This is a genomic window from Pseudomonas sp. 5P_3.1_Bac2 (genome assembly GCF_025465995.1).
Lineage (GTDB): Bacteria > Pseudomonadota > Gammaproteobacteria > Pseudomonadales > Pseudomonadaceae > Aquipseudomonas.
On the sequence record NZ_JANLNY010000013.1, the window covers coordinates 39296 to 50732 of the forward strand.

Sequence of the window (11437 nt, forward strand, 5' to 3'; positions counted from 1 at the left end):
GTCGCGTCACTTGTGAGTGCTGGCGACTGTGGTTAGGCTGCCGCCATTTAGAATCTGCCAGTGACTTTGCACGGCGAAGGGGAGTAAGGGATTTATGGGGTTTGCCCAAGTACAGCAGCGGCGTTTGTCCGATGACATCGTCGAGCGCTTAGAGGCGATGATCCTCGAAGGCAGCCTTAAACGCGGCCAACGCCTGCCGGCTGAGCGGGTGCTGGCCGAGCAATTTGGTGTGTCGCGGCCATCGCTGCGCGAAGCGGTGCAGAAGATGGTGGCCAAGGGGCTGTTGGTGAGCCGGCAAGGCGGTGGTAACTATGTGGCCGAGAGCTTGGGTTCGACCTTTAGCGATCCCTTATTGGCGCTGTTGGAAAACAACCCTGAAGCCCAGCGCGATTTGCTCGAATTCCGCCATACCCTCGAAGGCTCCTGCGCGTATTACGCCGCGCTGCGCGCCACCGAGCTGGATCGTCAGCGTTTAGCTGAAGCCTTTGCGGCGCTGCAGGATTGCTACCTGCGCGCCGGTAAAGCCGATCGGGACGAGGAGGGCGCGGCTGACGCTAACTTTCATCTGGCCATTGCCGAGGCCAGCCATAATGCGGTGTTGTTGCACACCATTCGCGGTCTGTTTGATCTGCTCAAACACAACGTAGTGACCAACATCGGCGGCATGTATGCCCAGCGCGACGAAACCCGCGACATGCTGATCGAGCAGCACCGTAGCCTTTACCAGGCGATCATCGAAGGCCGCAGCGAAGACGCGCGTAAGCTGTCCAACCGCCATATCGACTATGTGCGTGAGGTGCTGACCGAGGTGCAGCAGCAGGCTTTGCGCGAACAGCGGGCACGGCGTCGCGGCAATAATCGCTAAGCTTTTCAACGGCCCGCTAAAGTGCGCGGTAAAGCAATTTACCGGCTGTCTATTAGCGCTATCTATTGAGGGGTAGAGGGCTAATGTGGGGGCTCAATCAAAGAGAGAAGGAATAGCGAGATGAGCGTCTCACCCCCTGTCACCCCAGTAAAAGCCACCGACCCGGTTCCTAGCCATGGTACCGATAAAGCCAAGCCTATCGACGGCAACAAACCCGACGCGGCCAAGCCCGAGTCAACCCCGAAAAAATAACCGGTCATTGCTCTAGCGATTCACCCTAGAGCCCTGATCAAAGAGCCCCGCCTAGTGCGGGGTTTTTGCTGTGAAGCAGGTTATTTGGGCTGATCCAAGCGCCGTCTAACATCGACTTTGCAGCGCGTTTGTTGTGAGCCGGACCAAGGATTAACACGGGTGTAGCGGTCGTGTTGGTAACCTGTAATCGATAACGCAGGTCTAGCAGATAGGGATATTTAAGGGCTGAGGTCGTTGTTATGAGCCGAGTTTTTCGCCGAGCAGGCGTAGCCGATATCGAGTCACTGTTCGAGATCAGAACGAGCGTTACTGAAAATCATTTGTCTCGCGCGCAACTGACGGATTTAGGCATCACCCACAGCAGCTTGGCCCAGGCGCTCGAACACAGCCACTGCGCTTGGCTGGTTGAGGACTATGCCCTGGCGGTCGGCTTCACCATGGTCGACTATGAGACCGGCGAGCTGTTTGCCCTGTTCGTTAGGCCTGAGTTTGCCGGCCAAGGTATAGGGGCTAGGCTGCTGGCTGAAGCCGAAAATAACCTCTTTAAACAACACACGAAAATTCATTTGATTACGGATGGCAATCCGCACATCCGCGCCAATGGGTTCTATCTACGTCATGGCTGGTATTTGGCCGCAGCCGTTGACCTGCGTGATGTGCGCTATGAAAAGCGGCGACCTGGTGGGTAGTCGCGGAGCGTTTGAGTCGTGTGATTGGCACAATCTGCAGCAGTGAATTGATTATCGGAGCGTACCGGCACTGCGCATTGGCTTTAGCGTGAGCTGGGTTGGGCGCGTGTTTGTCATGATTTTTGGCTAGAACGGCGTTGATTGCACGATTGTTCTATTTTGTTTAATCCGTTTACATGGCTGTTAACTTAAATCGAGTTAGCCTTAAGTCATGCCCCATCCCACTGCGCTCAAACGCCCTCGCGGCCGGCCCGGGCAAAGTCACGAGCACCTCGACGCCATGCGCCGGCAGATTCTGGCGGCCACCCGCGCGGTGTTTATCTTGCGTGGCTACCACGGCTTAAGTGTCGAGTTGATCGTCACCCAGGCCGGTATCTCGCGGCCGACTTTCTATAAGTACTTCACCAACTGCGATGCGGCTATCGATCAACTGCTCGGCGAACTCAATGCTGAGCTGCTGAGCGGTCTTACCCAAGTGACCGATCAGGCCCAGGGCGTGGCGGATAAGGTCGAGGCCGCTTTGGATTATTGTCGGCACTGGGGCCATGCCCAAGGCGCCATGCTCAGGCCCCTGTTTGCCGAACTGCATGATCCTCATTCACCCGCTTCCAAGCATCGGCAGCACACCCTGCAACAGCTGGCCACACGGCTTAACCAGCTGATCGAGACGCTGGGCCGCGCCCGGCCGCCTGGGTTGTTGGTTGAGGTGCTGATCAATGCGGTGGAGTTTTTGCTCTATCGCTTTCACTTGCAGACGCCGGATGACGACGCCGCCTGGCAGATCACCCGCAGCGCCATGCTGCGCTTAGTCCTGGGCCTGCTCGGCAATCAACAGGACTGGGCCCACGCTTTACCCATCGCCCAAGCCCTGAATATCGACCTTAATGCTGTGGAGTTGCCTGATGCACCCTGATCAATTGGTTGGCGCCTCTCTAGGCAGCATTAAGGCCTTGTTTGCCCAACTGCAGCCGGCGCCCGTTGCGGTGCGGCAAGGTTTTTTTCGCGCAGGTTTTGTCGGCCCTTGGTGGCTGCGCGCCAGTGCCGGGCCGAGCATTTACTTAAGCGGCTTGCCGGGTTGGCAGGGCAAGCGCTTTCTCGACAGTCACACCGCCACCAATATCCTCCTGCGTAATGGCCAGCAGGTGGAGAAGCTGCGCATGACCTGCCAAGAGGGCATCAGTGCGGTGGACGGGCGCTTGGGCGTGGCCTTGGTGTATCCCGCCGATGCGCCCATTGGCTTGCGCTGGGTACGCGATGAATTACGTCAGCTGGATGAGCAGACGCTATTGGGCATGACCGTGATTGATCTGCCGCTGCTGCGCCGCTTTGCCTTCCCCTTTGTGCTGAGGCGCAGCCCATGAGTGCGGATTTTGACTATGACGTGCTGATTATCGGCTCAGGCTTTGGCGGCAGTGTCAGCGCTTTGCGCTTGGCCGAAGCGGGTTTGCGCGTGGCCGTGTTGGAGCAGGGCCGGCATATCAGCGCGGCGGACATGGCGGCGGCGGGGCGCAGCGCCAATGCATTGGCTTGGCTGCCGAGTCTGGGCCGTTATGGCTTCCTCGCCCAAGATGTTTATCAGCACTTGGGCGTGGTGCGCGGCATTGGCGTGGGCGGCGGCAGTTTGGTCTATGCCGCGGTGTTGCTGGAGCCCACTGCGCGTTTTTATCGTGACCCCAGTTGGGCGCATTTAAGTGCTGATTGGGCGGTGGAGTTGGCGCCTTTTTACCAGCGCGCGCGGCATATGCTCGGCGTGACGGACAACCCTTATCACGGTATTCAGGACGACTGGCTTAGGCAAACCGCCGCAGGTTTTGCGGCCGCAGACAGTTACGCCACGGTGCCGCAGGGCATCTACTTTGGCGATCCGCATACTCTGGCAGATGATCCGCTGTTAGGCGGCCAGGGCCCGGCCCGGCGCGGTTGTAATCAGTGCGGGCAGTGCATTACCGGTTGTGCCCAGGGCGCGAAAAACAGCCTGGATCATAACTATCTGTACCTGGCGCAACAGCTGGGTGCGCAGGTGATCGCCGAGTCGAAAGTCAGTCATATCCAGCCGTTGGCCCAGGGCTATCAAGTGCATCGCCACCATCCGTGGCGCCGAGACGCGCAAGCGCCACTGCGTGCCCGCCAGGTGATTCTGGCCGCCGGAGTTACCGGCACCCTGGAGATTTTGTTTGCCTCCCGTGATCACTATCGCAGCCTGCCGCAGGTGTCTTCGGCGTTGGGCGAGCATGTGCGCACCAACAGTGAGGCGGTAGTCAGCATCCTGGCGGATGATCCTGCGCTCGACGTGACCCACGGCACCACCATCTCCAGTCACTTCCATGCCGACCAGCAAACCCATATCACCCAGAATCGCTTCCCGCAAAGCTACGGCTTTATGCGCTGGTATATGGGGCCGCTGGTGGATGGTGCACAGCCATGGCGGCGCGCCTGGCAGGTGCTGAAAACCTTTGTGTGCCAGCCGCTGCAGGCGACTCGCTCCTGGCGCGCGAAGAATTGGCACAAGCGCGTGACGGTATTGACGGTGATGCAGCAGGCCGACAACCAACTGCGTTTCAGGTATGGCCGCAGTCTGTTGCGTGGTGGTCGGCGCGGGTTGAAGTCGCAAGTGGCGGCGGGGCAGCGGGCCCCCTCGTATATTCCTCAGGCTAACCAAGCGGCGCGGCTATTTGCTGAGGTGAGTGGCGGCCAGGCACAAAACGTCTTGCTTGAAAGCGTGGCGAATCTGTCCGTCACTGCCCATTTGCTCGGCGGCGCGGTGATGGCGCAATCCCCGGCTGATGGGGTGATTGATGGCCAGCATCAGGTGTTTGGCTACCCTGGCTTGTATGTGGTGGATGGCAGCGCAATTCCGGCCAATGTAGGGGTCAACCCCAGCCTGACCATCACTGCGCTAGCAGAGCGCTTTGCCGCGCAGTTTGTCACCCGCTGGGGCGCACAGTAGTGCCAGCAAAGTGCTGGTTCGCTAAGCAATGGCCAGCACGCAAGTGGTCGGCGCAGTTTTGAGAAAAGTCTAATTCATGTGCTAATGAGCCCGTCTGCGTAGGCGGCGGGCTTTTGCCTGTGCCATGGGACGCCGTTGCAGGACTGTACGGCAAGGCAATAAGCGCTATGGAGTAGTACTGAGTCATCATGAATAAACTGTCCGAAATGGAATGTTTCGTCACTGTGGTCGAGGCCGGCAGCATCTCTGAAGCCGGCCGCCGCTTGGGTAGCGCCAAGTCGGTGATCAGCCAGCGTGTGCAGCAACTAGAGCAGCGTTTGGGCACTACCTTATTTGAACGCGGCCGCAGCATCCGCCTCACCGAATCTGGCGAGGACTTCTACCTCAACTGTATCCGCATCCTGGCTGAAGTCAGCGATGCCGAAGATGCCGTGCAGGAAGTACAGTCGCGCTTAAGTGGCAATTTGCGTATCGCCATCCCCACGGCATTTGGTATGGGCTACCTCACACCGATCATGGCGGCGTTTGCGGCGCATTATCCGGACTTGCGTTTAGATCTGGAGTTTGATGATCGACATGTCAACCTGTTTGAAGAAAATTTCGACGCCATCATCCGTATTGGCGAGGCCGGCAACCCATCGTTGGTCAATAAAGTGCTGGCGCAGAACCGGTACGTGATTTGCGCAAGTCCAGCCTATTTGGCCCAGCACGGTAGGCCGCAATCGCCGGCTGATTTGCCTCAGCACTTTGCGTTGTTTTGTGTGCATGGCGATGTGCATGGCAGTTGGGCGCTGACGGTCAATGATCGAGTGGAAACCTTCCGTGTGCGCAGTCGTATGCGGGTCAACTGTGGTTTGCAATTGCTTGAGGCCACCAAGGCCGGTTTGGGCCTGGCGGTCATGCCGGTATTTTTAGCCGCCGATGCGATCGCCACTGGTCAGCTTGTTCAGGTGCTCAGCCAGTATGTACCTCGTGGTGGCAACATCTCTTTGCTTTATAGGCGCTCACAACGCGTCCCCCTCAAACTCGAAGCGCTCAGCGATTTTTTGACGGAGCAAATAGGTAATCCGCCTAGTTGGGAACTAAAGCTGGCCTCGGTGTGCTCAAGCCTACATCACTAGGTTCGTAAAAGCCGAAGGGGTGATTCTGCTTTAGCTGTCTTATGACAGCTAAGGCGCTGCGTTAGCCTCGCCCCTAACAGTTACTAAACCCAATGCTTGTAGGGAGCTGATTATGGCGAGTGATAAAAGTGGTCTCGATAACCCTGGGCGGCGTGTCGTGCTGGCCGGCGGGGTGGTCGCCGTGGCCGCGTTAGCCGCCGGCAGCCGCATGAGCCAAGCAGCACAAACTGGCGGTAAAGCCTCTTCTGCGGCCATTGATGTGCTGATCGTCGGGGGCGGTTCCGCGGGCGCGGTGCTGGCACGGCGTTTAAGTGATAACAGCAAACGTCAGGTGCTGCTGCTGGAGGCTGGCCACAGCTACAAACCTACGGGTTACCCGCACGTACTGGCCAGTAGCGATGTGGTCGGCGCCAACGGCAATCCAGAGTTTGAGTGGGGCTATAAAACCCAGCCCGGTTATATCGATCATCCGATCGGCGCCTTGCGCGGCAAAGTCCTTGGAGGCAGCTCGGCCATCAATGGTGCCGTGGCAATTCGGGCGCGGCCTAGCGACTTCAAACGTTGGGATCTGCCTGGCTGGAGCTATGAAGAGTTGCTGCCATCGTTCAAGAAACTAGAAAGCCACAGCGGTGGTGAGAGTGCTCTGCACGGTCACAACGGTCCGTTGCCGGTGCATCAGTTGCAGGCTAAAGATGTCACGCCTATGCAGCGGGCCTTTATCGATGCCACGGTCAAAAATGGCTTTAATAAGGTAGCGGATTTTGACGGCGCTGATGCCCATGGCGTCAGCCCGTACCCCATGAATATCGTCGACGGCGTGCGGGTTAATACCGGTATGGCGTACTTGAGCGAGGAAATTCGTGCGCGGCCTAACTTGCAGATACGCCCTAACAGCCTGGTCGATAAGGTGCTATTTGAAGGTAAGCGAGCGGTGGGGGTGCAATTGGCCAATGGCGATAAAATTCTCGCCGGCGAAGTGATCCTTTCTGCGGGCACCTATGGCAGTGCAGCGATTTTACTGCGCTCAGGCGTCGGCCCTAAAACTGATTTGGCCGCCCTGGATATACCGCTGGTTGCCGAGCTGCCAGTAGGGCAGAACCTACAAGATCACCCGTTCTACTACAACGCCTACGCCGCCAAGCCGGATTTGATAGGTGCCCAGTCGCCAGTTATTGGCGCCAAATTGTGGACCCACAGCAGCAGTGCGAAAGAGGGTGATTTGGATATTCATATCACCGCGACCCACCTGTTTCCCCACGATCAGAGCCCAACCAAGGTCGGCTTCGTGTTGGCGGTAGCGCTGACCCGTCCGCTGTCGCGCGGTAGCTTAAAGCTGGCCAGCCGTGATCCTTACACGGCACCGAAAATTGATCTTAACTTCCTGGCCGAGGAACAAGATCGCCAGCGCCTGCTGGATGGCATCCGCCTGGCGCGCAAAATCGGCAGCACGGCGCCGCTTAATCAGCTTATCGACTCTGAGCTTAATCCAGGCAAGGGCAAAGATTCTGATGAGGCCCTGCTGGCCAGTGTCAGAGCCAGCCTTGACACCTACCACCATCCCACATCGACGGCGCCTAGTGGCCGCCCAGGCGATAGTAAGGCGGTTGTCGATCTACAGGCTAAGGTTATAGGGGTGCAAAATTTGAGCGTCGTGGATGCTTCGATCTTCCCGGATGTGACATCGGTGGCCACGAATATTACGGTGATCGCTGTCGCTGAAAAGATCGCCAGCCGCTACGTCTAACTACAGGGAGTGTTGTAATGAGTGATAAACCTGCACTGAATTGGATTGACGGCCAATGGGTTGACTCTGGCAACTACAGGGACTCGATTGACCCGGCTACTTATAAGGTCATTGGCCGTTACGCCGAGGGTGGGCTGAAAGAGGCTGAGTTGGGCATTGCCGCGGCTAAGCGCGCGTTCACCCAAACGTCGTGGAAAGACGACCGCATTCTGCGCGCCCAGGTGTTGCTTGAATTGGCCGACGCCTTCGAGCGCAACAGTGCGCAACTGATCGACACACTGTCGTTGGAAAACGGCAAGATCAAGCCTGAGGCCACCTTTGAAGTCACCATGGTGCCGGCCAAGCTGCGCTATTACGCCTCCTTAGCCCGGGCTGAATATGGCCGTGCGGGAGAGCCTCAACCCGGCAAGATCTCCTTGGTGCTGCGTCAGGCCGTGGGTGTGGCCGGCATTATCGTGCCGTGGAACTCGCCGGTGGTGCTGCTGGTTCGCTCCCTGGCACCGGCTTTGGCCGCTGGCTGCACCACTGTCATCAAGGTGCCCGGGCAAACCGCACAAACCAACAGTCTGGTCGCGCGGATTATCTCCGAAGCACCTTCGCTGCCCCAGGGTGTGATCAACCTGTTTAGCGAGTTTGGCGCTGAAGGCTCCAAGCTGCTGGTGGACTCGCCATCGGTTCCGGTAATCAGCTTCACCGGTAGCACCGGCACTGGCCGGGCGATCTCTGCCGCTGGCGCTAAGCACCTGAAACGCTTTGGCCTTGAGCTGGGTGGTAAAACCCCGAATCTGGTGTTTGCGGATGCCAACCTCGATGAAGTGGTGCCGCGCCTGGAAAAAGCCCTGACCGTGTTTGCCGGCCAGTTCTGCATGACCGGCTCGCGTCTGCTGGTGCAGCGTGAAGTCGCCGCGACCTTAGCCGAGCGGCTCAGTGCCCGCCTGCAAGCCGTGCGCGTCGGGCCTGCGGCCGATCCAGCCAGCGATATGGGGCCCTTGATTGACAAGCCCAATGTCGAGCGGGTTAACCGTGTGGTTGAACAGGCCATCGCTGCTGGCGCCCGTGTGCTGGTGCGTGGCGGCCCGGTGACAGAAGGGCCGTTGGCCCAAGGCGCGTTCTATCGGCCGACGTTGCTGCAAGTCGATGACCCAGAGTTGCCCATCGTGCAGTTCGAGACCTTTGGCCCAGTGCTGACCCTGCAAGTTTTTGATACCGAGCAAGAGGCCATTGAGCTGGCCAACAACAGTGAGTTTGGCTTAGCCGCTGGGGTGTGGACCCGTGATGTCGATCGAGCTCTGCGCGTGGCGCGGGAAATCGAGGCCGGCACTGTGTGGGTCAACGATTGGGCTGTGGTGTACGACGAGTTCGAGGAGGGCGGCTTCAAACAGTCCGGTCAGGGGCGCCTGAATGGCGTAGCGGCCATCGATGATTTTGTCGAATACAAGCACATCGCGCTGAACCCAGGTCTGCGCCTGAACTAATTATTCCTTTCACCCCATCTGAATTGGATGGGGGATTTTCACTGCTTCAAGGAGATTTACCAGTGAGTCATAATCAAACCCTGCTACAGCCGTTCAAACTTGGCGAATTAACCCTCAACAATCGCGTGATAATGGCCCCCATGACCCGTTCGCGGTCAGAGCAGCCCGGCGATATTCCCACTGCATTAAATGCCGAGTATTACGGGCAGCGCGCCAGTGCAGGTTTAATTATCACTGAAGGGGTACCTGTCTCGGCGGGTGCCAAAGGCTATGCGTTCACCCCCGGTATCTTCACTGACGCGCAGCAAGCTGGTTGGAAACTGGTGACCGACGCAGTGCATGCCAAAGGCGGGCGTATTGCTGCCCAGCTATGGCACGTGGGCCGCATCTCGCATCACTCAGTGCTGCCTAAAGGTGTGGCGCCTGTAGCGCCCTCAGCTATTCAAGCGCAGTCCAAAACCTTCGCATTTGACGATCAGGGCGTTCCAGGCATGGTCGATTGTGATCCGCCTCAGGCCTTGACCGAACAAGGCTTAGCACAGGTGTTAAACGAGTTTGCACAGGCGGCAAAACGTGCCGTTGCGGCTGGCTTCGACTTAGTTGAAGTGCATGGTGCTAATGGTTATTTGCTTGAGCAGTTTCTGGCGACCAAAACTAACAAGCGTGACGACCAATATGGTGGCTCGTTGATTAACCGTGCGCGGTTTGTTTTGGAAGTAGTGGATGCTGTAATCGCCAGCGTCGGTGCACAAAAAGTCGGCCTGCGCGTTTCACCGTGGTGCCCAGCCTTCATTAACGACATCGACTTCAGCGAAGAGACTGAGGAAATCACCCTCTATCTGGCTGAGGAGCTGGCTAAGCGCAAGATCGCCTTCATCCATCTGGCAGAGTGGCCTGGGGTGACTTACTCAGCGAACTTCCGTCAGCAACTGCGTAGCAAGTTCAATGGCAGCCTGATCGTCTGTGGTAGCTACCAGCAAAGCAGCGCGCAACAAATTATCGACCAGGGCTTAGCGGATGCAGTGGCTTTTGGCCGGCCGTTTATTGCCAACCCTGATTTGCCGGAGCGTTTTGCTCAGGGTGCCGCTTTGGCAGAGCCAGACCAAGCAACTTTCTATGGTGGGGCCGCGCAGGGCTATACCGACTACCCATTCCTTAACCAACCAGGCTAATAACTGAAGATGCACACGTCCTGTCGACTGCTGAAGTTAATGCTGATGGGTGTGTGTATGGTCGCTATTGCCGGTCCATCGTTGGCAGGTAACGAGTCTGAGTCCCTTGGGAAAACGGTGATACAGCAGGATCAGTTATACGACGCGTTGCTCGATGCGCTGTACGCGACTTTCGGTCAGCATCCCGGCTTTCGCGTTGCCCATGCTAAAGGGCTGCTAGTGGCGGGGACCTTTACGGCCTCCGCTGCGGCTCGCGGTTTAACCACCGCAGCCCATTTGCAGGGTGACACTGTACCGGTAGTGCTGCGCTTCTCTAACTTCAGTGGTCTACCCAGTACGGTCGATGGTGATCCAATGGCCAGCCCTCACGGCTTGGCCATTCGTTTCACCCTGCCGGATGGTGGTGCTACAGATATCGTCAGCCATTCTTTTAATGGTTTTCCGGTGGCGACCCCGCAGGATTTTCTGACTTTCCTGCAGGGGATTGCCGCCAGTTCTGTAGAGCCCGCTAACCCGGCGCCGCTGCAGGCCTTTTTAGCGACCCATCCGCGGGCGCAGGCGTTTCTCGATACACCCAAGCCTGCTCCTCGCAGTTACGTGGGGGCTGAGTACTTCGGGGTGAATGCCCTGTTGTTCACTAATCAGCAAGGTCAGCAGCAGGCGGGGCGTTATCGCATTGAGCCACTGCGCGCAGAGCCGGCACTAAGTGATAAGCAGGCGGCGCAAATGCCAGATGATTATCTGCAAACGGAGTTAGCTGAGCGATTGGCTAAAGGACCGCTGCAGTTGCGTTTGGTCTTGCAGCTTGCGGTGCCGGGCGACAACTTAGCGGATGGCTCAATTGCGTGGTCGCGCAGTCACCCAGAAGTGGAGTTGGGTTTGTTCACCCTGAAGAGCCTGATCCCTGCTGAGCAGCAGCAAGCGCAGCAACAGGGGCTGGACTTTAACCCGGGGCGTTTGGTCGAGGGCATCAGCCCCAGCAGTGACCCAATGATCCTGGCGCGGCAACGTATCTATGAGCGCGCTCTGCAAAGACGCAATCCACAGCACTAACGGCAGTGGCCCACGCCCTACCTTGTATCTATATAGGGTAGGGCGTGGGCCTTGTTGTCTGTGCTTAAACGTGCTGCTCTGGCAGGGTGTTCAAAGATGCGCTGCTGGTGCTTAGATCG

Annotated in this window: 11 protein-coding genes; all 11 read left to right on the forward strand. The window is 58.0% G+C overall.

The features are described from left to right. The first annotated feature begins 94 nt into the window (after positions 1-94). Positions 95-865 (forward strand): FCD domain-containing protein, encoded by a 771-nt coding sequence (locus NTD81_RS10145; protein WP_262182131.1) that lies wholly within the window; start codon positions 95-97, stop codon positions 863-865. Between the two features lie 120 nt (positions 866-985). After that, positions 986-1117 carry a hypothetical protein gene (locus NTD81_RS10150; RefSeq protein WP_262182132.1) on the forward strand — a complete coding sequence of 44 codons (132 nt, stop codon included), beginning with the start codon at positions 986-988 and terminating at the stop codon, positions 1115-1117. Positions 1118-1356: 239 nt separating this feature from the next. Next, positions 1357-1806, forward strand: a complete 450-nt coding sequence (locus tag NTD81_RS10155) for a GNAT family N-acetyltransferase (RefSeq protein ID WP_262182133.1) — start codon at positions 1357-1359, stop codon at positions 1804-1806. Positions 1807-2017: 211 nt separating this feature from the next. Next, positions 2018-2719 (forward strand): TetR/AcrR family transcriptional regulator, encoded by a 702-nt coding sequence (locus tag NTD81_RS10160; protein ID WP_262182134.1) that lies wholly within the window; start codon positions 2018-2020, stop codon positions 2717-2719. Continuing rightward, positions 2709-3167, forward strand: a complete 459-nt coding sequence (locus tag NTD81_RS10165) for a hypothetical protein (RefSeq protein ID WP_262182135.1) — start codon at positions 2709-2711, stop codon at positions 3165-3167. The genes NTD81_RS10160 and NTD81_RS10165 overlap by 11 nt, the downstream gene beginning before the upstream one ends. Then, positions 3164-4753: an FAD-dependent oxidoreductase gene (locus NTD81_RS10170; protein WP_262182136.1), complete on the forward strand. Its 1590-nt coding sequence runs from the start codon at positions 3164-3166 to the stop codon at positions 4751-4753. Before NTD81_RS10165 ends, NTD81_RS10170 begins: the two co-directional genes overlap by 4 nt. Positions 4754-4941: 188 nt before the next feature. Next, entirely contained in the window at positions 4942-5874 is a 933-nt protein-coding gene (locus tag NTD81_RS10175; protein WP_262182139.1) for a LysR family transcriptional regulator, read from the forward strand. A 112-nt stretch (positions 5875-5986) separates the two neighbouring features. Continuing rightward, positions 5987-7618: a GMC family oxidoreductase gene (locus NTD81_RS10180; protein WP_262182141.1), complete on the forward strand. Its 1632-nt coding sequence runs from the start codon at positions 5987-5989 to the stop codon at positions 7616-7618. 17 nt (positions 7619-7635) lie between these two features. Beyond that, positions 7636-9093 carry an aldehyde dehydrogenase family protein gene (locus NTD81_RS10185; protein WP_262182143.1) on the forward strand — a complete coding sequence of 486 codons (1458 nt, stop codon included), beginning with the start codon at positions 7636-7638 and terminating at the stop codon, positions 9091-9093. A 62-nt stretch (positions 9094-9155) separates the two neighbouring features. Further along, positions 9156-10265, forward strand: a complete 1110-nt coding sequence (locus NTD81_RS10190; protein WP_262182144.1) for an alkene reductase — start codon at positions 9156-9158, stop codon at positions 10263-10265. A 57-nt stretch (positions 10266-10322) separates the two neighbouring features. Then, complete coding sequence (locus NTD81_RS10195; RefSeq protein WP_262182147.1) at positions 10323-11318, forward strand: catalase family peroxidase; 996 nt, start codon at positions 10323-10325, stop codon at positions 11316-11318. The last annotated feature ends 119 nt before the right edge of the window (positions 11319-11437 follow it).